Source organism: Sphingomonas sp. 1185, assembly GCF_040544655.1.
Taxonomy (GTDB): Bacteria; Pseudomonadota; Alphaproteobacteria; order Sphingomonadales; family Sphingomonadaceae; genus Sphingomonas.
The window spans coordinates 334,766-358,878 of record NZ_JBEPKL010000001.1 but is presented as its reverse complement, the minus strand read 5'-3'; the positions used below and the strand labels follow the sequence as shown (position 1 = coordinate 358,878).

The 24,113-nt window shown below is 67.4% G+C and carries 22 protein-coding genes and 1 tRNA gene; 14 read left to right on the top strand and 9 right to left on the bottom strand.

Features of this window, described 5'->3' with window-relative positions:
- The first annotated feature begins 35 nt into the window (after window positions 1-35).
- Window positions 36-1,412 (top strand): ribosome biogenesis GTPase Der, encoded by a 1,377-nt coding sequence (der, locus tag ABIC44_RS01565; protein ID WP_309695947.1) that lies wholly within the window; start codon window positions 36-38, stop codon window positions 1,410-1,412.
- Between the two features lie 409 nt (window positions 1,413-1,821).
- On the opposite strand, the gene bfr is transcribed toward der, so the two are convergent.
- Entirely contained in the window at window positions 1,822-2,343 is a 522-nt protein-coding gene (gene bfr / locus ABIC44_RS01560; RefSeq protein WP_307099269.1) for a bacterioferritin, read from the bottom strand.
- A 127-nt stretch (window positions 2,344-2,470) separates the two neighbouring features.
- Between bfr and ABIC44_RS01555 the strand changes: the two genes are divergently transcribed.
- Window positions 2,471-3,118 (top strand): PAS-domain containing protein, encoded by a 648-nt coding sequence (locus ABIC44_RS01555; RefSeq protein WP_354293233.1) that lies wholly within the window; start codon window positions 2,471-2,473, stop codon window positions 3,116-3,118.
- 32 nt (window positions 3,119-3,150) lie between these two features.
- Here ABIC44_RS01555 and ABIC44_RS01550 read toward each other — a convergent pair.
- From ABIC44_RS01550 to ABIC44_RS01540, 3 genes are all read right to left on the bottom strand, one after another.
- A tRNA-Ile gene (locus ABIC44_RS01550) sits at window positions 3,151-3,226 on the bottom strand.
- Window positions 3,227-3,386: 160 nt separating this feature from the next.
- Window positions 3,387-3,653 (bottom strand): hypothetical protein, encoded by a 267-nt coding sequence (locus ABIC44_RS01545; RefSeq protein ID WP_307099264.1) that lies wholly within the window; start codon window positions 3,651-3,653, stop codon window positions 3,387-3,389.
- Between the two features lie 192 nt (window positions 3,654-3,845).
- Complete coding sequence (locus ABIC44_RS01540; RefSeq protein ID WP_354293232.1) at window positions 3,846-5,243, bottom strand: M20/M25/M40 family metallo-hydrolase; 1,398 nt, start codon at window positions 5,241-5,243, stop codon at window positions 3,846-3,848.
- Between the two features lie 108 nt (window positions 5,244-5,351).
- Here ABIC44_RS01540 and ettA point away from each other — a divergent pair, with 108 nt between their 5' ends.
- Window positions 5,352-7,031: an energy-dependent translational throttle protein EttA gene (gene ettA, locus ABIC44_RS01535; protein ID WP_309695939.1), complete on the top strand. Its 1,680-nt coding sequence runs from the start codon at window positions 5,352-5,354 to the stop codon at window positions 7,029-7,031.
- Window positions 7,032-7,225: 194 nt separating this feature from the next.
- Window positions 7,226-8,410: a sensor histidine kinase gene (locus tag ABIC44_RS01530; RefSeq protein WP_354293231.1), complete on the top strand. Its 1,185-nt coding sequence runs from the start codon at window positions 7,226-7,228 to the stop codon at window positions 8,408-8,410.
- A 36-nt stretch (window positions 8,411-8,446) separates the two neighbouring features.
- Here ABIC44_RS01530 and ABIC44_RS01525 read toward each other — a convergent pair whose 3' ends face one another.
- The 4 genes from ABIC44_RS01525 to ABIC44_RS01510 are packed head-to-tail and all read right to left on the bottom strand — an operon-like array spanning window position 8,447 to window position 12,066.
- Window positions 8,447-9,223 carry an NYN domain-containing protein gene (locus tag ABIC44_RS01525; protein WP_354293230.1) on the bottom strand — a complete coding sequence of 259 codons (777 nt, stop codon included), beginning with the start codon at window positions 9,221-9,223 and terminating at the stop codon, window positions 8,447-8,449.
- Between the two features lie 47 nt (window positions 9,224-9,270).
- The gene (locus tag ABIC44_RS01520; protein ID WP_354293228.1) at window positions 9,271-9,495 is read right to left on the bottom strand and encodes a hypothetical protein; all 225 of its coding nucleotides are present in this window, start codon (window positions 9,493-9,495) and stop codon (window positions 9,271-9,273) included.
- A 51-nt stretch (window positions 9,496-9,546) separates the two neighbouring features.
- Window positions 9,547-10,029 (bottom strand): transcription elongation factor GreB, encoded by a 483-nt coding sequence (gene greB, locus ABIC44_RS01515; RefSeq protein WP_354293227.1) that lies wholly within the window; start codon window positions 10,027-10,029, stop codon window positions 9,547-9,549.
- 30 nt (window positions 10,030-10,059) lie between these two features.
- The gene (locus ABIC44_RS01510) at window positions 10,060-12,066 is read right to left on the bottom strand and encodes a lytic transglycosylase domain-containing protein (protein ID WP_354293226.1); all 2,007 of its coding nucleotides are present in this window, start codon (window positions 12,064-12,066) and stop codon (window positions 10,060-10,062) included.
- Between the two features lie 90 nt (window positions 12,067-12,156).
- On the opposite strand from ABIC44_RS01510, the gene dapA reads away from it, so the two are divergent.
- Window positions 12,157-13,056 (top strand): 4-hydroxy-tetrahydrodipicolinate synthase, encoded by a 900-nt coding sequence (dapA, locus tag ABIC44_RS01505; RefSeq protein WP_354293225.1) that lies wholly within the window; start codon window positions 12,157-12,159, stop codon window positions 13,054-13,056.
- A gap of 87 nt (window positions 13,057-13,143) precedes the next feature.
- On the top strand, window positions 13,144-13,452 hold the full coding sequence (locus ABIC44_RS01500) for a 5'-nucleotidase (protein WP_354293224.1): 309 nt from the start codon (window positions 13,144-13,146) through the stop codon (window positions 13,450-13,452).
- On the opposite strand, the gene ABIC44_RS01495 is transcribed toward ABIC44_RS01500, so the two are convergent.
- The gene (locus tag ABIC44_RS01495) at window positions 13,418-14,347 is read right to left on the bottom strand and encodes an endo alpha-1,4 polygalactosaminidase (protein ID WP_354293222.1); all 930 of its coding nucleotides are present in this window, start codon (window positions 14,345-14,347) and stop codon (window positions 13,418-13,420) included. The two genes, ABIC44_RS01500 and ABIC44_RS01495, sit on opposite strands and share 35 nt — an antisense overlap.
- A 137-nt stretch (window positions 14,348-14,484) precedes the next feature.
- Between ABIC44_RS01495 and smpB the strand changes: the two genes are divergently transcribed.
- The 8 genes from smpB to ABIC44_RS01455 all read left to right on the top strand — a co-directional run bounded on the left by smpB (window position 14,485) and on the right by ABIC44_RS01455 (window position 24,113).
- Complete coding sequence (gene smpB / locus ABIC44_RS01490) at window positions 14,485-14,964, top strand: SsrA-binding protein SmpB (RefSeq protein WP_007403364.1); 480 nt, start codon at window positions 14,485-14,487, stop codon at window positions 14,962-14,964.
- A complete protein-coding gene (locus tag ABIC44_RS01485) occupies window positions 14,964-15,539 on the top strand; it encodes a DUF2062 domain-containing protein (RefSeq protein WP_309695912.1) in 576 nt (191 codons plus the stop codon). Before smpB ends, ABIC44_RS01485 begins: the two co-directional genes overlap by 1 nt.
- Before the next feature lie 95 nt (window positions 15,540-15,634).
- Window positions 15,635-17,692, top strand: a complete 2,058-nt coding sequence (locus tag ABIC44_RS01480; protein WP_354293221.1) for a M13 family metallopeptidase — start codon at window positions 15,635-15,637, stop codon at window positions 17,690-17,692.
- A 73-nt stretch (window positions 17,693-17,765) separates the two neighbouring features.
- Entirely contained in the window at window positions 17,766-20,174 is a 2,409-nt protein-coding gene (locus ABIC44_RS01475; protein WP_354293219.1) for a hybrid sensor histidine kinase/response regulator, read from the top strand.
- 25 nt (window positions 20,175-20,199) lie between these two features.
- Window positions 20,200-20,550: a response regulator gene (locus tag ABIC44_RS01470; protein WP_307099237.1), complete on the top strand. Its 351-nt coding sequence runs from the start codon at window positions 20,200-20,202 to the stop codon at window positions 20,548-20,550.
- Between the two features lie 92 nt (window positions 20,551-20,642).
- Window positions 20,643-22,364: a dihydroxy-acid dehydratase gene (gene ilvD, locus ABIC44_RS01465; RefSeq protein ID WP_354293218.1), complete on the top strand. Its 1,722-nt coding sequence runs from the start codon at window positions 20,643-20,645 to the stop codon at window positions 22,362-22,364.
- The gene (locus tag ABIC44_RS01460; RefSeq protein WP_354293216.1) at window positions 22,351-22,737 is read left to right on the top strand and encodes a hypothetical protein; all 387 of its coding nucleotides are present in this window, start codon (window positions 22,351-22,353) and stop codon (window positions 22,735-22,737) included. Before ilvD ends, ABIC44_RS01460 begins: the two co-directional genes overlap by 14 nt.
- Entirely contained in the window at window positions 22,734-24,113 is a 1,380-nt protein-coding gene (locus ABIC44_RS01455; protein ID WP_354293214.1) for an NAD(P)H-hydrate dehydratase, read from the top strand. The genes ABIC44_RS01460 and ABIC44_RS01455 overlap by 4 nt, the downstream gene beginning before the upstream one ends.

Genomic DNA, 24,113 nt, shown 5'->3' with positions numbered 1-24,113 from the left:
GTGACGAAGGGCTCGGCTTTCGCTAACGCAGCGCGATGGCTAAACTCCCTATCGTCGCGATCGTCGGCCGACCCAATGTCGGCAAGTCGACGCTGTTCAACCGTCTGGTCGGCAAGAAGCTGGCGCTGGTCGACGACCGGCCCGGCGTGACGCGCGACCGGCGTGAAGGCGACGCGCATCTCCTGGGCCTCGATTTCCGCGTGATCGACACGGCGGGTTACGAGGACGAAGACCCCGATACCCTGCCCGGCCGGATGCGCCGCCAGACCGAAGCCGCTATCGGCGAGGCCGATGTCGCGCTGTTCCTGGTCGATGCGCGTGCGGGCGTCATGCCGCTGGACGAGGAAATCGCCCGCTGGCTGCGCAGCTCGAACACCCCCATCGTGCTCGCCGCGAACAAGGCCGAAGGCCGCGCCGCCGAGCAGGGCGTCCTCGAGGCGCTGGCGCTGGGCTTTGGCGACCCGGTCCAGCTGTCCGCCGAGCATGGCGAAGGCGTGGGCGACCTGTTCGAGGCGTTGCTGCCCTTTATCGACCGCGAGGACGAGGAGGAGGAAGAGGAGGTCGATCTCGACAATCCCTATGCCCCGCTGAAGCTCGCTATCGTCGGCCGCCCCAATGCGGGCAAGTCGACGCTGATCAACCGTTTCCTCGGCCAGGATCGCCTCATCACCGGCCCCGAGGCCGGGATCACGCGCGATTCGATCGCGATCGACTGGGAATGGCGCGACCGGGACGGCGAAGTGCGGCAGGTTCGCCTGATCGACACGGCGGGCATGCGCAAAAAGGCGAAGGTGCAGGACAAGCTGGAAAAGCTGTCGGTCGCCGATGCCCTGCGTGCGGTCGACTTCGCCGAGGTCGTCGTCCTGCTGCTCGACGCGACGCTGGGGCTGGAGTCGCAGGACCTGCGCATCGCCGACCGCGTGCTGGAAGAAGGCCGCGCGCTGCTGATTGCGCTCAACAAATGGGACGTGGCGGAAAGTCCGTCCTCGCTGTTCAACGGCGTGAAGAAGGCGCTGGAGGACGGGCTCAGCCAGGTGAAGGGCGTGCCGCTGCTGGCGGTGTCGGCGGCGACCGGCAAGGGGCTCGACACGCTGATCGAGGCCGCGTTCGAGACGCGCGCCGCCTGGTCGAAGCGCGTGCCGACCGGCGAACTCAACCGCTGGTTCGAGCGTGCGGTCGACGCCAACCCGCCGCCCGCGCCCGGCGGCAAGCGGATCAAGCTGCGCTACGTCACCCAGGTAAAGTCGCGCCCGCCCAGCTTCGTGATCTTCGGCACGCGCGTCGATCAGCTGCCCGCCAGCTATGAACGCTATCTGGTCAATTCGATGCGGCGCGAACTGGGCTTCGGTGCGGTTCCCGTTCGCCTGACGCTGCGTGCGCCGAAGAACCCGTTCGGCAACAAGGACGGATAAGGGCCGGGGGCGTTCGAGCCTGTCCTGGCGAGAGCGGGGCTAAGCCCCTCCCCTTCAGGGGAGGGGAGGGGTTGGGGTGGGGCATTGCCGCGAACCTCACGCTTGCGGAGGCGCCCCACCCCCGGCCCCTCCCCTGAAGGGGAGGGGTGGGGCAGTCTCATATCATCCCTATGGAATCGGGGTGACTGGGTGAAGGGCCGCCCTTGGCCTTCGACTTCGCTCAGGCTGAACGGGGCTTTGGGTTGGGTAAGGCGAGAGCGAGCCACGGGGCGGCGCTCTTCCATCGCCTATCATAATGCCGTCCCACCAGCCGTTCAGCCTGAGCGAAGTCGAAGGCCACGCCATTCGACAGCGCGGAGCCGTTCCATGCAAAACCGGGGGGCGAACCCTCGGGCCCGCCCCCTCGAAATCACCCCTTCAGATGCGGAGCCGCGCCCGACTTGGGCGTGTCGTTCTCGGCCATCGCGTTGAGCTGGACGTAATTCTGGATGCCCATGCGCTCGATCATCTCGAACTGTCGCTCCAGCGTGTCGACATGCTCCTCCTCGCTGGCCAGGATGCGCGCGAACAGGTCGCGGCTGACATAGTCCTTCACCTCTTCGCAATAGGCGATCGCGCCCTTCAGCTGCGCCACGGCCTCGATCTCGATGGCCAGGTCGCCCTTGAGCACTTCCTCGACCGTCTCGCCGATGCGCAGGCGACCGAGCAGCTGGAAATTGGGCAGGCCGTCCAGATACAGGATGCGCTCGGCCAGCCAGTCGGCGTGGCGCATCTCGTCGATCGATTCGTGATATTCGAACTGCGCCAGCTTGTAGACGCCCCAGTGGTCCAGCAGGCGATAGTGGAGGAAATACTGGTTGATCGCGGTCAGCTCGTTCTTGAGCGCCTCGTTCAGAAATTCGATGACCTTGGGGTCGCCTTTTGCGGCCATATGCTCGTCCTTTGTGATCGTTTCGGTCGCCATCTTAACGGCGGTTAGTTCCGGGCGACAAGTCGTCCCTTGCCGATAGGGTGCGAAACGCCCTCCCGGTGGCCGCGAAATGTGGTATTCCAAATATATGTTAAGCGAGATGGAAGGCCGGGCGCTGGCGAGACAGGCGACGGATCAACTGGCCCGGGTCATGGAGCATCTGCGTCACGGCATCCTGATCTACGATCGGGACGAGCGCATCACGCTGATCAACCACTATGTCAGCCGCATATTCGGGATCGCCGAGACGGCGGTGACGGTCGGGTCGACGCTTTCGAACTATCTCACCTGTGTCGGCGAGACGGTGGGTTGGTCGCGCGAGCGGGTGGCGGGCATATTGGAGAATCACCGGAGCTGGGCCCGCGAAGGCGTGCGGCGGCAGTTCGACCATCATTTCGATGACGGGCTGGTGTTCGAGATCACCTTTCACCCCGAGGCCGGTCATGGCGCGGTCATGACCTTTGTCGACGTGACCCATGCCCGCAACCTGGCGCGGGTGAGCGAACGGCGCGAGGATCTGGCGCGGCAGGCTCAGGCGATGCTGGAGCGGGTCGGCCGGATTTCGGCCAATACCCGGCTCGTCGCGCTGAACGCCCGTATCGAGGCGGCGAGGCTGGGCCATGAGGGGCGGGGCTTCGCGGTCGTCGCCGACGAGGTCCGCGACCTGTCGCTGGAGACGTCGGAGGTGCTGGTGGAGATCGGGCGGATCAACCAGGCGTCCCTTAATCTGGGCTGATCCCGGAGCCGGGCGACGCGTGCGGGGACGGTTGGTGGGCCCGGCAGGACTCGAACCCGCAACCTAGCCGTTATGAGCGGCCAGCTCTAACCATTGAGCTACAGGCCCAACCGTAATCCGTCCGTAGCGTGACGCAGGGCCTTTTCGCAACGCCGGATCGGCACTTTCCACAAGAAATTCGGGCAAAGAAAAAGGGCGCCTCCCCGTGGGGAAGCACCCTTTTTCCGACACACAGTCTGCGCTTCGGACCCGAAGGTCCGAGGCGGCATTACTGCAGGTTGTCAGCCTTGGCGTCGGCAGCGTCACGGACGTTGTCGGCGGCGGCGTTGATGTTGTCGGCAGCGTTCTCGAGCGACGCAGCAGCGGCGGTGTTCGAGGTGTTGTCGGCAACCGCGTCGAGGTTGTCGGCCTGCATTTCCATGTTGTCAGCCAGCATGTCCGCGTTGTTTTCAACAGCGGCCGCTTCCGGCGACTTCGTGCAGGCGGCCACGGACATCAGGCCGGCGGCAGCGAGAACAAAGGCAATCTTCTTCATTCGAATGCTCCCAAGCATAAGCAATCATCGCGGCCGACCCGAATGCCGTCGCGAAGCGGCTCAAATAACGTGCGGTTCATCGCGGTCAATCCGCAAAATTCATACGAAAGCAAGGTTCGCGACGAACCGATGGCGCCTATCGGGCTTTTTCAAGGCGTTGACGTTACCAAAAGGTTACCGGAATCGCCCCGGTCAGCGCGGCGTGACGGCCCCGATCGGCTCGGGCGCGTTGGCCACGACCGCCAGCATCGTCGTCCAGGCCGCGACATTCTGGCGCAGTCCCGCCGGGTCGACGCGGTCCAGTACGTCGTCGGGCGTGTGATGGGTATCGAAATAATCCCATCCCGACTGGTTCAGGTCGATCGCCGCGGTGCCCAGCTTCAGCGTCGGGCCAATATCGGTGCCGTCGCCGCCCAGGCCGCTGCCCCGCGTGATGCCCAGCGGGGCCAGAGCGGCCTGGAGCCGGTCCGCGACCGGGCTGGCGGCGGCGGGCAGGTTGACCTCGAACCGCCAGACCCGGTCGGCGCCGAAATCGCTTTCCGACGCGGTGGCATGGCGTTCGCCCGCATGCGCCTTGGCATAGGCCGCGCCGCCCATGCCGCCGACCTCTTCCGCGCCGAACCAGACGACGCGGATCGTCCGCTTGGGCTGGCCAGCATCCATGATTCGCTTGGCGGCCGCGGTGGTGATCGCCAGTCCGCTGGCATCGTCGATCGCGCCGGTGCCCAGGTCCCAGCTGTCGAGATGCCCACCGACCAGCACGATGCCCGCCGACGGATCGCTGCCCGGCACCTCGGCTATGACATTGCCCGATTCGCGCGTGCCGACCATGCGCGGGGTCAGGACCAGCTTCATCCGAACCGGCTTGCCGCGCGCCGCGACGCGTTCGAGCTGTTCGGCATCGGGCACCGACAGGGCCGCCGCCGGGATCGGCTTCACGCCCTCGGGGAAATTGGTCGTGCCGGTATGCGGAAAGCGGTGATGGTCGGTGCCGATCGAGCGGATCACGATGGCCAGCGCACCCCGCTTGGCCGCCAGCGCGGGTCCGGTAAAGCGCGCGGTGCCATAGGCGCCATACCCCGATCCGTCCTGGGTCCGGGGCATGGCGTTGCCGATATAGACGATCCGTCCCTTGATCGCCGAGTCGGGCGCCGACTGGAAGGCGGCCATGCTGGGGAAGACCGCGACGTCGGCGGTCAGCCCGCCTGCCGGGGTCGCCCCCGAATTGCCGAGCGCGGCAAGCGTCAGCTTCTGCGGAAAGGGCGCGACGATCTCGGCGCTCTCCGCACCGCGTTCCCAGACGGGCATCTGATAGGGCTCGATCCGGACATTCTTGAACCCCAGCGCGGTCAGCCGGGCGACCGCCCATTGCCGCGCCCGCGCCTCCGCCTCGGTTCCCGCCAGGCGCTGGCCGACTTCGGTCGTCAGTCCCTCGACAATGTCCCAGGCGACCGTGTCGGTCAGCGCGGCGTCGCGCAGCCGTTCGACCTCGGGCGCGACGGTCGCGGGCAGGGGCGGGGGCGTCCGCTGTGCCAGAACGGGAGAGGAAAGGGCGGAGGCGGCCAGTGCCGCAAGGACAATTCGCTTCATGGGTGCGACTGTTGCCCAGCCCGTCCCGTTTGCCAACCGCCCGCGCACCCACTACATGGTCGGGCAAACATCCAACAGTCGCAAAAAAGCACGGAGCCCCGCGCCGCCATGGCCGTCCAATATACCTATGTGATGAAGGGTCTGACCAAGACCTTCCCCGGCGCCAACAAGCCTGTCCTCAACAACATCCACCTCCAGTTCCTGCCGAGCGCGAAGATCGCGATCATCGGACCGAACGGCGCGGGCAAGTCCACGCTGATGAAGGTGATGGCGGGGATGGACACGGACTTCACCGGCGAGGCCTGGGCCGCCGAGGGCGTCCGGGTCGGCTATCTGGCGCAGGAGCCGCAGCTCGACCCCGCCAAGGACGTGATGGGCAACGTCAAGGACGGCGTCCGCCCGATCGCCGACCTGGTCGATCGCTTCAACGCCATCTCGGCGGAGATGGGCGACCCGAAGGACGACACCGATTTCGACGCCCTGATGGAAGAGATGGGCGAGCTTCAGGCCAAGATCGACGCGGTCGACGGCTGGTCGCTCGACAGCCAGCTGGAACAGGCGATGGAAGCGCTGCGCTGCCCGCCGGGCGATGCCGACGTCACCCGCCTGTCGGGCGGTGAGAAGCGTCGCGTGGCGCTCTGCAAGCTGCTGCTCGAAAAGCCCGACATCCTGCTGCTCGACGAACCGACCAACCACCTCGACGCCGAGAGCGTGTCGTGGCTGGAAAATTACCTCAAGGAATATACCGGCAACGTCATCCTCGTCACCCACGACCGTTACTTCCTGGATAACGTCGTGAACTGGGTGCTCGAGCTGGATCGCGGCCGCTATTACACCTACGAATCCAACTATTCCGGCTATCTGGAGAAGAAGGCCAAGCGCCTGGAGCAGGAAGAGCGCGACGAGGCGGGCAAGCAGAAGGCGATCGCCGACGAGCTGGCCTGGATGCGTCAGACGCCCAAGGCCCGCCAGACCAAGTCGAAGGCGCGTATCCGCGCGTTCGAGGAGCTGATGGAGAAGCAGGAGAACCGCGTCGCGGGCAAGGCGCAGATCCTGATCCAGATCCCTGAGCGCCTGGGCGGCAAGGTGATCGAGGCCAAGGGGCTGACCAAGTCGTACGGCGACAAGCTTTTGTTCGAAAATCTCGACTTCATGCTGCCGCCGGGTGGCATCGTCGGCGTGATCGGGCCGAACGGCGCGGGCAAGTCGACGCTGTTCAAGCTGATCACCGGCCAGGAACAGCCCGATGCGGGCACGATCGAGATCGGCTCGACCGTCAAGCTCGGCTATGTCGACCAGAGCCGCGACGAACTCGATCCCAACAAGAATGTCTGGCAGGAAATCTCCGACGAGCTGGAGGTCTTCCGCTTCGGCAAGCAGGAGCTGGGCACGCGCGCCTATGTCGGCGCGTTCAACTTCCGCGGCCCGGACCAGCAGAAGAAGGTCGGCCAGCTCTCGGGCGGTGAACGCAACCGCGTCCATATGGCCAAGATGCTGAAGGAGGGCGGCAACGTCCTGCTGCTCGACGAACCGACCAACGACCTCGACGTGGAAACGCTGCGCGCGCTCGAAGAGGCGCTGGAGACGTTCGCGGGCTGCGCGGTGGTCATCAGCCACGACCGCTTCTTCCTCGACCGCCTGTGCACCCACATCCTGGCGTTCGAGGGCGACAGCCATGTCGAATGGTTCGAGGGCAATTACGAGTCGTACGAAGAGGACAAGCGCCGCCGCATGGGCGATGCCGCCGACCGTCCGACCCGTCTGGCCTATAAGAAGCTGACGCGCTGATCCGCCTCGCGCATCGCTGACATCCGGCGCCCTTCCCGAGCGATCGGGGAGGGCGTCGTGCCATGGGCGGTCGGCCCATTTGCGGCCAGGGGTGCCGATCGCCTTCGGAACGGACCCGGATCGGGTTTAAAATGGTTAAAACAATCCTTATTCTGGACGCGTCCGGAACGGGGATGAAAGGGGTTCGACGGCGAATGGCGGTGGTGGAGCAGGCGCAGGGCGAGGATTTGGAAATCGCCGGCGCGGGGCAGTTGCATTATCGGCTTCGCCAGCAATCGGTGCTCGCCGCCTTCGGGATCGAGGCGCTGCGCGCGCGCGATCTGGACCCGATGCTGCAACGCGCGACCGAATTATGCGCTGAGGGGATGCGCTCGCGCTTCTGCAAGTTCCTGGAATATCGCGCCGACCGTGACACGCTGCTGGTGCGCACCGGCGTCGGTTGGGGGCCGGGCGTGGTCGGGTCGACCGAGATGCGGACCGACATGGGCTCGCCCGCGGGCTTCGCGCTCCAGACCGGGCAGGGCGTGATCTCCAACCATCTCGACCAGGAAGAGCGGTTCCGCACCCCGCAATTCATGGCCGACCATCATATCCGCCGCGCGATCAACGTGCTCGTCGAAGCCTCAGGGCAGCGTTACGGCGTGCTCGAGGTCGACAGCCCCGACGAAGGGCGATTCGAGGAGGCCGACCTAGCCTTCATGCAGGGTTTCGCCAATCTGATCGGCGTCGCCATCGAACGGCAGGAGGCCGAGCGTCGGCTGGCCGAGGCGGTCGAGCATCAGCAATTGCTGACCCGCGAGGCCAGCCACCGGGTCAAGAACAGTCTCGCGCTCGTCTCCGCCATGCTGAATCTGCAAAAGCAGGAGGATGACGATCCCCGCGTGCTGCGCATGCTGAACGACGCGCAGGCCCGGATCGCCGCCATCGCCCAGACGCATGACCAGCTCTGGCGCGGCGAGCGGGTGGGGATGGTGTCGCTCGACGATCTCGCCTGCGGGATTGCGCATCAACTGGCCGAGCAGGCGCAGAACCATCAGGTGCATTGCGACATCGAGGCGATCGAGATGAACGCCGATACCGCGATCCCGATCGGTTTGATGCTGACCGAGCTGCTGACCAACGCGATCAAATATGCCTATGACGAACAGGGCGGGGCGATCGACGTCTCGCTCCACGCGCGCGATGGCCAGATCGTCCTGACGGTGCGCGACCATGGCCAGGGGCTGCCCGCCGATTTCGACATGAAGGCGGCGTCGCGGCACAGCCTGGGCATGCGCATGATTGCCAGCCTGGCGCGCCAGTTGCGAGGGGAGGTGCGGTTCGACGATGCGACGCCCGGCACCTGCGCGACACTTACCATGCCCGACCCCAGGGAGTAGGACATTCCTCCCCTTGCCGGGGAGGATGCTACGGAATCACCGCACCCGCTTGACGAAGGTCCGGCCGTCCTCGCGGCGTTCGGTCTGGAAATTGGGCACCGCCTCGATCAGCTCGGACAGGCGCTTGAACCCATAATTGCGCGTGTCGAAGCTGGAGCGGTTGCCCGCCAGCTGGCCGATGGCGGACAGGCTGGCGAAACCGCGTTCGTCGCGCTTCACCGAATTATAGGCGTCGACCAGCAGCTTCAGCAGTTCCTCGTCGATCGGGCGCGGCGTGCCTGCGGTCCGCTTGGCCTGCTCGATCGAGGGGGGCAGCGATTCGGCGAGCGGCACGTCGGCGGCGGTCGGCTTGGCGCTTGCCGGGCGCGTCGCCTCGCCGATCAGCGCGCCGACATCGATGAACCGGCTGCACGCCTGTTTGAAGGCCTCGGGCGTCCGGGAATTGCCGAAGCCATAGACGGGAAAGCCGTCCTGCCGGATGCGGGTGGCGAGCGGCATGAAGTCGCTGTCCGACGACATGATGCCGAAGCCGTCGATCCGCCCCCGGAACAGAAGGTCCATCGCATCGATGGTCATCTTCATGTCGGTGGCGTTCTTGCCCTTGGTCAGGTCGAACTGCTGCTGCGGTTCGATGCCATGTTTGACCATGACGTCGCGCCAGCCCTTCAAGCCGGGTTTCGACCAATTTCCATAGGCACGGCGGACATTGACCGTGCCGAGCTCGGCCAGCACGGTCAGGACCGGGTCGATGGCGGCCGACTGGGCGTTGTCGGCATCGATCAGTAGCGCGATGTTGCGGGTCAGGGCATTCATCCGCCCTGTCTAGCAAAGCCGCGCCGCCGGAGCCATGGGCCGAAGCGTCAGCGTCGGCCGCCGTTGCGGACCTGTCCATTGGCCATTTCGGTGCCCTTGGTCACACGCTCATGGCTTTCGGGATCGTCGACGGCGCGGGTCAGCTCGTCGCGCGTGCCGACATCGGTGGCGATGCCGCCGGTCCGACCGACCGCCGAGGGGGCCGCCTCGGTCGCGTCGATGATCGCGCTGTCGTCATGATCGCGCGCGCTGGTGGTACGGGGATGTTCCATGATCGCTCTCCTGTGCTGCGCATCCAGCGCATGAGAGCGACCACCCGTTGCTCAGTTCGTCGGGTAAGTGATGGCGATGACCTCATATTCCTTTTCACCGGCCGGAAGGACGACGCGGCGCAGATCGCCCACCGCCGCCCCGCGCAGCGCGCGGACCAGCGGGGCGTTCCAGCCGACCCGCCCCTTGCCCGCCTCGGCCTCGTCATCGCCGACCAGCGTCAGGATGCGTTCATTGTCATCCTCGTCGGCAATGGTCACGGTGGCGCCGAACCAGACCTTGGTCCGGTCCTCCTGCCGCGCGGGGTCGACCACCTTGGCCGCCTTCATCCGCTTGGACAGCCAGCCCAGCCGCCGGTCGATCTCGCGCAGGCGCTTGCGGCCATAGATATAGTCGCCATTCTCCGACCGATCGCCATTGCCCGCCGCCCAGGCGATGGTGTCGACCAGCTTGGGCCGCTCGACGGCGAACAGCGTCTCATATTCCTGGCGAAGCGCGGCATAGCCCGCCGGGGTGATGTAGTTGGGGCGATCCATCGGCCTGCTCTATCGACTGGGCCCGGCCGATCAACCCGGCCGGGACGTCTTGCCCAGATACCAGCTGAGCGGCGTCGGCCCCCGGCTGGTCGCGCGGGCCGGGTTCATCAGGTCATAGACGACGGCGTTTTCCAGCACGCGCTGCACATAGTTGCGCGTCTCCGAATAGGGGATCGCCTCGATCCAGTCGACGATGTCGACGCTGCCCGTGCGGGGGTCGCCGTTCAGCCGCAGCCATTTGTTCACATTGCCGCCCCCGGCATTATAGGCCGCGATCGCAAGAGGATAACTAGCGAAGTTATTACGGATCCGCTCGAAATAGCTGGCGCCCAGCTGGATCGAGATATTGGGATCGGCGGTCAGCGAGGCGGGCGAATAGGCCAGCCCGATCTTGCTCGACTGTTCGGCGGCGGTGGCGGGCATCAGCTGCATCAGGCCGCGCGCGCCCGCATGGCTGACGGCGGCGCGGTCGAACTGGCTTTCCTGGCGCGCGATGGCGTGGATGATCGTCCAGCTCGATTCATAGCCGGGGGGGACGGGCACGGTCGGGAAGCCGGCGGCGGAATAATCGGTCAGCCCGTTCTGCATCGCGCTGCGCCCCACCATCACCGCCAGGTCGGGGCGGTTGATGCTGCGCGACAGGTCGGCGGCAAGCAGATGGTCGTTCTCGTCCTGCGCATCGGCCGCGATCTGGCGGACAAAGGCGGTCTGGTCCTGCCACTGGCCGATCTGGCCCAGGAAGCGTGCCGCGCGGACGATCTCCTTGGCGTCGAAGGCGGCGCGGATGGCGGGCGCGATGCCGGTCGCGGCGATGGCGGGCGGCGCGACCAGCGGACGGCCGGTGCGCTCCAGCGCAAGCTGGCCGTAGAATTGATCGCGATACTGCGCCGCGCGATTGTAGAAGGCGGCGGCCTCCGCCGTCCGGCCCGCCGCCTCGGCCGCGCGTCCGGCCCAGTAAAAGCCCTTGGCGCGGGTCTGCGGCGACTGGCTGCCTCGGCCATAGCGGTCGAACAGCGTCATGGCGTCGGCGGGACGGCCCAGCTTCATCGCGGTCTGCCCGCCCAGCCAGACGAGGCTGGTGTAATCGTCGCGCTCGCCATAGGGCTTGGTCGAGACGTCGGTGCCCGCCGGATAGGCGTCGTCCACCTGCCGCGCGATGTCATAGGCGGTCTGAAGCTGGTTGTCGGCCGAGGCGGCGCGCGCATTGACCAGCAACGCCTCGTAGAATTTCTCGACATTGCCCGGCCGCACCGTCAGCTGGCGGCTGCGCGCCAGCCAGGACCGCGCGGTCAGGCTGTCGCCGGTATCGCGCAGCCACATCGCGCGGTCGGCGACATAGCCCGCATCATTGGCGTATAGCTCGGCGGTCGAGGCGGACAGGCTGGCCGCATCCGCCGACTTGGTGCGGAAGGCCAGGCGGGCGGCGAAGACCGGGCGCCGGGCGCTGCTCGTATAGCCCAGCTGGCGCGCCGCCGCACTGGTCTGGCCGCTCCACAACAGCATGTCCATGCGCGCGTCATGATCCTCGGGCGTCAGCGCGGAGGCGAAGGTCGACATGACCAGCGCCTCGTCGGTCGGGGACAGCGCGCCGCGTCGCCAGGCGGCACGCGCGGCCTGCGCCGCCTCGCCCGGCGCGCCGGTCGCCAGCAGGGCGCGGGCATAGGCGACGCCGCCCGCCGCCGACAGGGGCGGGAAACGGCGGAAATAGGCGACGATGCTGCCGGGCGCGGCGGTGAAGTTCGCCGCCTGTCGCTCGGCCGCGCGGCGGTTGTTCGCCTCGCCCGGCCAGCCGGGATGCGCCATCACGAACCCGGCATAGCTGTCGAAGGGCAGCGAGTCGGTCTGTTGTAGCGCGCGCCACTGGGCCAGCGCCGCCGCGATCGCGCCATCGGCGGGGGCGGGCATCCCCCGAACCTCCTGCGGGCTCATATTCGCCATCTGGGTGCGATACCGTTCGAGCTGATCCTGCTCGCCCGATGCGACCATGGAACTCGCCAGCGTCGCGAGGATCGCCCCCGCCTTCGTCAATGCCATCATGGTGGACAGAATAGGGACTCTACCCGTACATGTCCTGAACAATTTCCCATTTCGGCCCAATTTCGGCGCAGCAGGAGCGCATTTCCTCTCATGTTTTCAGGGTCCATTCCGGCGCTCGTGACGCCGTTCGACGATCGTGGCGATCATCTCGGCGGGGCGTTCGACGAAGCGAAATTCCGGGACTTCGTCGAATGGCAGATCGCCGAGGGATCGTCGGCGCTGGTCGCGTGCGGCACCACGGGCGAGGCGGCGACCATGCCCAAGGACGAGCATTTCCATGTCGTCCGGGTCTGCGTCGACCAGGCCAATGGCCGGGTGCCGGTGATCGCGGGCGCGGGATCGAACGACACGATCGTCGCGATCGAGAATATGAAGGCCGCGCAGGCGGCGGGGGCCGACGCCACGCTGATGGTGCCGCCCTATTACAACCGGCCGAGCCAGGACGGCATCGTCCGCCACTTCGCCGAGCTGGCGCGCGAGGCGCCGCTGCCGATCATCCTCTACAACGTACCCGGCCGCACGGTGACCGACATTCAGGCGGCGACGCTGATCCGGATCGTCCAGTCCGCATCCGACATCTTCGTCGGGGTGAAGGATGCCAGCGGCGCGCTGCCGCGCGTCTCGCACCACCGCGCGGCGCTGGGCGCGGATTTCTGCCAGTTGTCGGGCAATGACGATCTGGCGCTGGCGTTCAACGCGATGGGCGGCGTCGGCTGCATCTCGGTCACTGCGAATGTCGCGCCGCGCCTGTGCGCCGAGTTCCAGGCGGCCTGCGCGGCGGGTGAGAGCGCGCGCGCGCTCGAGCTGCATGACCGGCTTTTCCCGCTGCACGAGGCGATGTTCGCCGACGCCTCGCCCGGCCCGGTCAAATATGCGCTCAGCCGGATCATGCCGCATTTCCCGACCGGCATCCGCCTGCCGATGACCTGGCCGTCCGAGGCGGCACGCGCACAGGTGGACGCCGCGCTGGCGCATGCCGGATTGATCTGACCGGAGCTGCCCGGCCCTGATCCTGCCGCAATCATCGCCGACCTTTTCCCGAGATCAGGGAAAGGTCGGCCGATGTGGATCGCGGTGATGATGGCCTTGCAAGCCGGGGCGGTGGCGGGGCCAGTCCTGCCCGCGCCCAGGCGTCCCTCCACCGGCCGCTGTCCGGCGGACGATGCGGGCGGCGATGTCGTGGTGTGCGGGCGGTCGTCCGAAAGCTATCGGCTACGGCCGATCCCGGACCGTTCCTCGCCCCTGACCCTGCCCAGGGCGCGTACCGAAATCCCCGGCGTCGGGACCCTGTCGGCCGAGGTCGAGCAGGGGGGCGTCGGCGGCTTTCCCAGCAACCGCGCGATGATCCGGCTCAAGATCCCGCTGGGCGGGCGTCGTCGCAACTGAAGCGATAGCTGTCGTCCAGCGCCAGCGCGAGGACCAGCGTGCGGACCCCCTGCTGGCGCGAGGCCGCGCACATCGTGTCGCGCGCGCCGCCGCTGTTGCTGCGATAGCGGTCGGCATATTCGGCGACCAGCACCGGCTTTCCGGCATCGAGAAAGGCCGAATAGCCGCCGCATTCCGAGAATTCATGGCATTGCTCGTTCAGCGCGAAGTCGAAGGCGGGTTGCAGCGCGGCGATCTGGTCGGTGTCGTTCTTGAGCCCGATCGCCAGCCCCCGGCCATGCGCCTCGGCGGCGAGGAAGCGGTTATAGTCCAGCTGCATCGCGGCGGTCAGCCCGAGCCCGTTGTCATTGGCATATCCATCGACATTGTCCGGCTCGACCGCGTCGCAGCCCTTGGCCCTCGCCAGATCGAGCCGCGCGGTCATCACCTTGCGGACGCCGGCCGAATCGATCCGCAGCCAGCGCTCGCCCGCCCAGCCGGACAGCGCCTTGCCGCGGTCGCCGCTGGCGAATTGCGCGTCGTCAGGGCGCCAGTTTTCCGAACTGCCCGCCGAGAAGTAACAGATCACGCGCCGCCCCTGACGATGGAGATCGGCGATCGTCGCGGCCGAACTGTCGAACAGGTCGATATCATAGGCGGCCACGGCATAGCCGGTATTGAGCGTCCCGTTGAGCTGCCATTGCCAGCTGAGCGTCCGCTCGGGCCGCCACCATCCGGCCGCGCTCGGCGTGGGGGTCGCGGTCGGGGTGGGCGAGGGGACGGGCGTGGGCGTCACGATCACCGGATCGCCGTCCGCCGCGCCGCCGCCACAGGCGCCGACCATCGCCAGCGCGGTGCAGGCGACGCCCAGGCGCCGGATGCGGGAGAGCGATCGATGCTTGCGTGTCCGGCCCATGCCCGCGCCTTTGCGCCGCCATTCCACCCGGGGCCAGTCCTGTCGCGGGATGGCACAGGTGGGGAACGCCCGGAAACGGGACATTGCACAGCGAGCGGCTTTTCATGGCGGGCGCGAACGCCTACATCGCTCCGTCCATGCGCCCGAAACCCCAGACATTCGACAAGAAGAAGATCGTCGCCGAGAACCGGCGCGCCCGCTTCGATTACGCCATCGAGACGACCTATGAGGCCGGTATCGCCCTGACCGGGACCGAGGTGAAATCGCTTCGCTTCGGCGAGGGATCGATCGCGGAATCCTATGCCGAGGTGCGCGGCGAGGAGGTCTGGCTGGTCAATTCCAACGTGCCCGAATTCAGCCACGGCAACCGCTTCAACCACGAAGCCAAGCGGCCGCGTAAATTGCTCCTTCATGAGCGCGAAATAAACAAGCTCCACGGTGCGGTGGCGCGCGAGGGGATGACCCTGGTGCCGCTGATGATTTATTTCAATTCGCGCGGACGTGCGAAGGTGGAGCTGGCGTTGGCGAAGGGCAAGAAGGCGCACGACAAGCGCGATTCGATCAAGGAACGCGACTGGAAGCGCGAGCAGGGCCGTATCCTGCGCGATCGCGGCTGATGGCCACGGCCGCGCCGACGATGTGGGGCCGGACGATGAACTGGGTCCGGCGCAACATGCCGACCCGCGATTCGATGGAGAGCAACCGGCTGCTCCGCCCGGTCGCGCACCGCGTGCTGGCACCCGAGCTGTGGCGTTTCACCCGCCGGTCGGTGCCGCGCGGCGTCGCGCTGGGCGTGGTGGCGGGTTTCCTGTTCCCGGTCGCGCAGATCGCGATCGCGGCAGTCTTCGCGCTGCCGTTCCGCGCCAATGTGCCGGTCGCGGCGCTGACCACCTTCATCACCAACCCGCTGACCACCCCGATCATCTGGGTCATCGCCTATCGCATCGGCACGTTCCTGTTGCGCAGCGAGACGCCGATCAACACCCAGCCGGTGGCCGAGGCCGCGACCGGATGGCTGCAATGGGCGCTCAGCGCCTTTCACTGGTTGTGGGAGCAGGGGCCCGCCTTCGGCCTGGGGCTGTGCGTCCTGACCGCGTCCTGCGCGGTGGTCGGCTATGCCGGGTCGGCGCTGGGCTGGCGGCTGTGGATCGCGCGCAAATGGCGCAACCGGCGGAGATCGCCCGCAATTTGATAGCGGTATATCGGTTTGGCGTGGGTTTCTAACGGTTTGACTAGCCGTGTCGTCCCGCTACAACCGTCGCATCACTGTCCTGTTCGGGAATTTCGATGCGCTCTCTGCTGGTCGCCGCTCTTCTGTCCACCGCGATTACTCCCGCTTTCGCCCAGACCCAAAACCCCGTCGACAAGGCCGCCGTCGGCCCGGTCAAGCCGCATGCCAAGAACGGCCCCGAAATCGGCGATTTCGGCTTCGACATGGCGGGCCGCGACACCACGGTGAAGCCGGGTGACGATTTCTTCGACTATGCCAACGGCACCTGGTACAAGACCACGACGATCCCCGCCGATCGCTCTTCCTATGGCATGTTCCACGTCCTGCAGGACCGCTCGCTCGAGCAGACCCGCACCATCCTGGACGACGCGGCCAAGCGGCCGGGCGACAAGGTCGGCGATTTCTACACCAGCTTCATGGATGAGGCGGCGGTCAACGCCAAGGGCGTCGCGCCCGTCAAGCCGTGGCTGAACCAGATCCGCGCGACCCAGAGCCGCGACGCGCTGGCGGTCGAGATGGCCAAGCTCCAGCGGCAGGGCGTCGGCGCGCCGTTCGGCGTCTATATCGGCCAGGACGACAAGGCGCCCGACACCTATATCGCCAATTTCGGCCAGAGCGGGCTCGGCCTGCCCGACCGCGATTATTATCTGAAGGACGACGCCAAGCTGGCGACGATCCGCACCGCCTATCAGGCCTATCTGGCCAGGATGCTGACGCTGGCGGGCGAGCCCAATGCCGAGGCGCGCGCCGCCGCCGTCTTCAACTTCGAAAAGGCGCTGGCGGGCGTTCACTGGACCCGGATCGAAAGCCGCGACGCGGACAAGACCTATAACAAGTGGCTGGCGGCGGACTTTACCGCCAAGGCGCCGGGCTTCCCCTGGGCGCAATATATACAGACGCTGGGCATTGCGGGCCGCCCCGCCTATCTGGTCGCGCAGCCCAGTGCGATCACCGGCGAGGCCAAGCTGTATAGCGAGACGCCGCTGAACGTCCTTCAGGACTATGCGATGCTGAAGGTCCTGCGCAGCTATGCGGGCTATCTGTCGAGCGACTTCGACAAGACCAACTTCGCCTTCTATGGCACCACCCTGTCGGGCACGCCCGAGCAGCAGGCGCGGTGGAAGCGCGGCGTCGGCCTCGTCTCCAACGGGCTGGGCGAAGAGGTCGGCAAGCAATATGTCGCCAAGTACTTCCCGCCGGAATCGAAGGCTGCCGCCGATGCGCTGGTCCGGAACCTGATCTCCGCGATGGGCGACCGGCTGCGCAAACTGGAATGGATGGCGCCCGAGACCAAGCAGAAGGCGCTGGCCAAGCTCGCCGCCTTCACGCCCAAGATCGGCTATCCCGACAAGTGGAAGGATTATTCGGGGCTTCAGATCGACCGGAACGACCTGGTCGGCAATGTCGCGCGCGCCAATGCCTTCGAGTTCCAGCGCGATCTCAACAAGCTGGGCCAGCCGATCGATCGCGGCGAATGGTTCATGACGCCGATGACGATCAACGCCTATGCCAACCCGCCGATGAACGAGATCGTCTTCCCGGCGGCGATCCTCCAGCCGCCCTTCTTCGATCCGAAGGCCGATCCGGCGGTGAACTATGGCGGCATCGGCGCGGTGATCGGGCATGAGATCAGCCACCATTTCGACGATCAGGGCCGCAAATATGACGCGACCGGCAAGCTGACCGACTGGTGGACGCCGCAGGACGTGGCGCGGTTCAAGACCTTCACCGACGCGCTGGTGAAGCAATATGATGGCTATGAGCCGCTGCCCGGCCAGCATGTCCAGGGCGGCCTGACGCTGGGCGAGAATATCGCCGACCTGGCGGGTCTGACCGTGGCGCTCGACGCCTATCACAAGTCGCTGGGCGGCAAGCCCGCGCCGATCATCGACGGGACGACCGGCGACCAGCGCTTCTATTATGGCTGGGCGCAGGTGTGGCGGACCAAGTGGCGCGACCCCGCGCTGCAACAGGCGCTGCTGTCCGATCCGCATTCGCCCGGCCATGAGCGGGTGCTGACCGTGCGCAACCTCGACCCCTGGTACAAGGCGTTCGGCGTCAAGCCGACCGACAAGATGGCGCTGACCCCGGCGCAGCGCGTCCGCATCTGGTAAGCGGACCCCGCATGGGGGCATGGTTCAGGATCGCGCTTGACCCATGCCCCGTCGGCGGACGATGAGTCGCACCATGGCGATCGCGTCTTCCGAAACCCTGTCCCCCGTCCGTGCCGCCGCGCTCGTCTCGATCCTGGGCGGTACGGCGGCGGCGGGGCTGATGTTCTTCGCGATCCGGAACTGGATCGTCGCGGCCGGCTTTCTGGCGACCGCGCTGCTGATGCTGGCCATCCTCGTCATGTGGCGGCTGCTCAGCCCGCGCGCGCAGGAGATGCGGCGCACGATCGATTGGGATTTCGCGCGCGTCGTCGCCGATGCCAGCCATGACGCGATCGCGGTGACCGACCGCGCCGGGCGTCTGGTCTGCGCCAACGAGGCCTATGCCGCGCTGTTTCCCGGCATGCCGACCCCGCCGGGCGTCCCGCTGGACGGTCCGTGCGTCGAGGCGCTGGCCCAGGCGGGTCGGACGGCGTGGCGCGACGGACTGGGCCGGGCCGACCGGATCGGGGTGATGGGCACCGAGCTGTCGGTGCTGGTCACCCGGTCGGGGGACGAGGCGGACCTGCTGGTCTGGCGCTTCGCCATCGCCGAGGAGCAGGACCTGGCCGAGACGGTCGAGCAGCTGATCGGCGGCATCCATGGCGACCGGCTGGGCGCGGCGGGGATCATGGCGGCGCTGATCGCCCCCGATGGCCGGGTGCGGGCCGCCAATCGGGTCCTGTGCGCGCGGGCGATGGGCGGCGAGATGGAGTCGATCGTCGGCCGCGACTTCGCGACCTTCCTCGCCCACAACCCCTCCGGCCAGATCCGGTTCGTCGCCGAAAAGGATGCCGCGACCCAGCACAGCCTGCGCATCCTGCAAATCCCCTTTGTCGAGGGCGAGGGCGCGCCGATGCTGGTCGTCCTGCTCGACGAAGAGCAGCAGATGGTCGCGCCCACCGGGGCGAATGCGGGCAACCATGTCCGTGGGCTCGTCTCGCTGATGCCGTTCGGCATCGCGCTGGTCGACCGGGATGGGCGGTTCCTCCAGATGAACTCCGCCTTCATGCGCGCGGCCGGGGTGAATGGCGGGCAGCCGCCGCTCTATCCGGGCGATCTGGTGGTGCGCGAGGACAAGGCGGCGGTGGCGGACGCGATTCGCCGCTTCGCCGGGGGGGCGACCCATTCCGCCGACATGGCGGTCCGGCTGAAGGATCATCCCGAGGAGCCCGTCGCGCTGACCATCGCGGGCGCGCGCGGGCTGGGTGATGCCGCCGTGCTGTTGAGCCTGAAGGACAATTCCGAGGAAAGTCGCCTCAAGCGCGAAGTGGCGCAGGCGACCAAGATGCAGGCGGTCGGCCAGCTGGCGGGCGGCGTCGCGCACGACTTCAACAACATCCTGACCGCGATCATCGGGCATTGCGACCTGATGCTGATGCGCCATTCGCCCGGCGACAGCGATTATGACGACATCCAGCAGATCCGCACCAACTCCAACCGCGCGGCGAGCCTGACCCGCCAGTTGCTGGCCTTTTCCCGCCAGCAGACGCTGCGCCCGCAGATCCTGCAACTGCCCGATGTCGTGTCGGAAGTGTCGAACCTGCTCAAACGGCTGCTGGGCGAACGCGTCCGGCTGGACGTCAGCCATGGCCGCAACCTGGGCCCGATCCGCGCCGATCCGGGGCAGCTGGAGCAGGTGGTCGTCAACCTGGCGGTCAATGCGCGCGACGCGATCCTGGAGAATGAACCGGCGGGCGGCGGCATCCTGACCATCCAGACCCGCGGTGTCTCGATGGCCGACGTGCGCGCGATGAACCACGACATCCTGCCCGCCGCCGACTATACCGCGCTCACCATCAGCGACAACGGCACGGGCATTCCGGTCGAGATCCTGCCCAAGATCTTCGAACCCTTCTTTACCACCAAGGAAATGGGGAAGGGGACCGGGCTGGGCCTGTCGACCGTCTATGGCATCATCAAGCAGTCGGGCGGCTATATCTTCGCCGAATCGCCATCGGGCGGGGGGGCGCGCTTCTCCATCTATCTGCCGGTCCATGCGGCCCCGGCGGTGCCCGTCGGCAAGGCGGTGGAGGTCAAACCGGCTCTGCCTGCGCCGACGCCCTGGGGGTCGGGCACGATCCTGCTGGTCGAGGACGAGGACATGGTCCGCGCGGTCGCCGAACGCGCGCTGACCCGCCAGGGCTATACCGTCCTGTCGGCGGAAAATGGCGAGGCGGCGCTCGACATGCTCGACAGGCATGGCAAGCCCGACCTGCTGATCTCCGACGTGGTCATGCCGACCATGGACGGGCCGACGATGGTCGGTCTGGTCCGCAAACGCTATCCCGACCTGGCCGTGCTGTTCATGTCGGGCTATGCCGAGGAACAGCTGCGCAAGTCGATCACCCTGCCCAATGTCGGTTTCCTGCCCAAACCCTTCTCGGTCCAGCAGCTTGCCGAGGCCACGCAGATCGCGCTGGCGCAACAAGCGGCTGGCGGATGACGCAAAGCATGATATGGCGGTGCCGATGACAGAGCCCGTGCAGATCCTCATCGTCGAGGACGAACCCCTGATCGCCATGATGCTGGAGGACTTTCTGGACGTCCTCGACAAACAGGTCGCGGGCACCGTGGACAGCGTCGACGACGCGCTGGCCCGGGTGGCCGAGGGGGGTATCGACGCCGCCATCCTCGACGTCAACCTGCGGGGCGGCCAGAAGAGCACCCCCGTCGCCGAAGCGTTGGCGGCGCGCGGCGTGCCCTTCGTCTTCGCGACCGGCGGGTCGGACGATGCGGTGGACGAACGCTTCCGCGACCGCCCGCGCCTGCAAAAGCCGTTCACCATGGACGGCGTGGCCAAGGCGCTGGGATCGCTCTGACCGTTCCAACGGGGTGCGAAAAGCCCCGTCGATGGCATGGCTCGCGAAATTTGCTTGCGTGGGCGGGGTGTCTGGCGACATAGGGCTGCGTCATGACACGCCAATTCGACAAGTCCCGCCTGCCGTCCCGCCACGTTTCCGTCGGCCCGGAGCGTGCGCCGCACCGCAGCTATTACTACGCCATGGGTATCCAGGAAGAGGATATCGCCAAGCCGTTCGTCGCGCTGGCGAGTGCGGGTAACAATTCCGCCCCCTGTAACACCACCCTCGATGCGCAGGCCGATGCCGCGCAGGGCGGGGTGATCCGCGGCGGCGGCATGCCGCGCCGGTTCAACACCATCACCGTGACCGACGGCATCGCGATGGGCCATCAGGGGATGAAGTCCTCGCTGGTCAGCCGAGAGGTCATCGCGGATTCGGTCGAGCTTTCGGTGCGCGGCCACTGCTATGACGCGCTGGTGGGCTTTGCCGGATGCGACAAGTCGCTGCCGGGCATGATGATGGCGATGCTGCGCCTGAACGTGCCGTCGATCTTCGTCTATGGCGGCTCGATCCTGCCCGGCCGCCACCAGGACCGCGACGTGACCGTGGTCGACGTGTTCGAGGCGGTCGGCCAGCATGCGGCGGGCAACTGTCCGCTCCATGACCTGATCGCGCTGGAAAAGGTCGCCTGCCCCGGTCACGGCGCGTGCGGGGGCCAGTTCACCGCCAACACCATGGCATGCGTCGGCGAGGCGATCGGCCTGTCGCTGCCGAACAGCAACATGATGCCCGCACCCTTCCTCGACCGGCACGGCATTGCCGAGGCGGCGGGCGAGCAGGTCATGGAGCTGGTCGCGCGCAACCTGCGTCCGCGCGACATCTGCACCCGCGAGGCGTTCGAAAATGCCGCGCGCGTCGTCGCCGCGACCGGCGGCTCGACCAATGCCGGGCTTCACCTGCCCGCGATGGCGAACGAGGCGGGGATCGACTTCGACCTGTTCGACGTGGCCGAGATCTTCAAGACCACCCCCTATATCGCCGACCTCAAGCCCGGCGGCCGCTACGTCGCCAAGGACATGTATGAGGCGGGCGGCGTCTATATGCTGATGAAGACGCTGCTGGCGGGCGGCTATCTGCACGGCGACTGCATCACCGTCACCGGCAAGACGCTGGCGGAGAATATCGACGAGGTGACGTGGAACCCCGACCAGAAGGTCATCTATGACGTAAAGACCCCGATCACGCCGACCGGTGGCGTCGTGGGTCTGCGCGGCAGCCTGGCGCCCGAGGGGGCGATCGTGAAGGTGGCGGGCATGAAGCGCCTCCAGTTCGAAGGCACCGCGCGCGTCTTCGACTGCGAGGAAGAGGCGTTCGCCGCCGTCGAGGCGCGCGAGATCACCGACGGCACCGTGGTCGTCATCCGCTATGAAGGACCCAAGGGCGGTCCGGGCATGCGCGAGATGCTGTCGACCACCGCCGCGCTCTACGGTCAGGGGCTGGGCGAGAAGGTCGCGCTCATCACCGACGGGCGCTTCTCGGGCGGCACGCGCGGCTTCTGCATCGGCCATGTCGGGCCCGAGGCGGCCGATGGCGGCCCGATCGCGCTGGTCGAGAATGGCGACACCATCCGCATCGATGCCGAGGCGGGGACGATCGACCTGGTGGTGGCCGAGGATGTGCTGGCCGAACGCCGCGCCCGCTGGACCCCGCGCATGAACGATTACCAGTCCGGCGTGTTGTGGCGCTATGCCCAGAATGTCGGCCCGGCGCACCAGGGCGCCGTCACCCATCCCGGCGCCAAGTCCGAGCGCCATGTCTATGCGGATATCTGAATCCGTCTGTCTGGCCGGCGCCCTGGCGCTGGCCGGATGTTCGGGACGGAGCGATGGCGAGGCGGGGGATGACGCCGCCGCCACCGCTCCGGCCCAAAAGCCCGGTCTCGCCATTGCCTGTGCCCGGGCGGGGGCCGCGCGATTTTCGCAAGACTGCACCGTCGAGCAATCGGCGGCGGGCGATGCGGTGATCCTGACCCTTCGCCATTCCGATGGCGGATTCCGGCGGCTTAAAGTGACGCAGGACGGTCACGGCGTCGCCGCCGCCGATGGGGCGCTTCCGGCGCAGGTCACCATCGCGGGCGACCGGGAGATCGAGATCGCTATCGGCCCCGAGCGCTATCGCCTGCCCGCCACGGTCGGCGCGCGATGATCCCGATCGCTGGCCGTACCGTTCTGACCGCCGAGGCGATGCGCGCGGCCGAGGCGGCGGTCTTCGCATCGGGCCTCGACCCGACCGCGCTGATGCGGCGTGCGGGGGAAGCGGTGGCGCAGGCGGTGGCCCGGCTCGCGGGCCCACGCGAGGTGCTGGTCCTGTGCGGCCCCGGCAATAATGGTGGGGACGGCTATATCGCCGCCGCGACGCTGAAACATAGGGGCATCGCCGTCCGGGTCGCGGCGAGCGACGAGCCGCGCAGCGACGGTGCGCGCTGGGCCCGTGCGCTTTGGGATGGCCCGGTCGAGCTGCTGGCGACGGCGCGTCCTGCGCCGGTGCTGGTCGATGCGCTGTTCGGGATCGGCCTGTCGCGGGCGCTCGATCCCGTGGTGCAGGCGGCGCTGGCACGGCTGGCGGGCGAGGCCTGGCTCGCCATTGCGCTGGACCTGCCCAGCGGGGTCGCGAGCGATGACGGCGCAATAGGGGGCGAGGTGCCCCGCTTCGACGTGACGCTGGCGCTGGGGGCGGTGAAGCCCTCGCACCTGTTGCAACCCGCCGCCGGTCGGATGGGGCAGGTGCGGCTGCTGGGTATCGGCGTGCCGGTCGAGGGGACGACCCATGTCCTGGATCGGCCTACGCTGCCCCAGCCCGACGCCCGATCGCACAAATATAGCCGTGGCATGGTCGCGGTGGTGGCGGGGAGCATGTCGGGAGCGTCGGAACTCGCCGCTACCGCAGCGCTTCGCGCCGGGGCAGGCTATGTCCTTCATTTGAGCGCGGGGGCGTCCGCCGTCGCGCATCCGCATGCCATCGTCCGCCGCGACTATGCGCCCGAAGCGCTGAACGAGCAGCGGATCGGCGCGATCGTCATCGGTCCCGGCCTGGGCCGGGATGGCGACGCCAGCGCCCGGCTGGCGGCGGCGCTGGGCAGCGGCCGCCCGCTGGTCGTCGACGGCGATGCGCTGCGGCTGATCGATGCCGAGGCGCTGGGGCAGCATATCGGCCCCAAGATCCTGACCCCGCATGGCGGCGAATTCAGCCATTTGTTCGGCGATGGCTCCGGCAGCAAGCCCGATCGCACCCGCCGGGCGGCCGAGCGGACCGGGGCGGTCGTCGTCCACAAGGGTGCCGACACGGTCATCGCCGCGCCCGATGGCCGCACCATCCTTTGCCCTGAGGCCAATTCCTGGCTGTCGACCGCTGGGACCGGCGACGTGCTGGCGGGCGCAGTCGGCGCGATGCTGGCGGCCGGGCTCGATCCGTTCGAGGCGGCGGCGGCGGGCGTGTGGCTTCATGCCGAGGCGGCGCGGCGTTGCGGGGCGGCTTTCATCGCCGACGACTTGGCAGACGCGCTTTCCGCCGTCAGAGGCTGA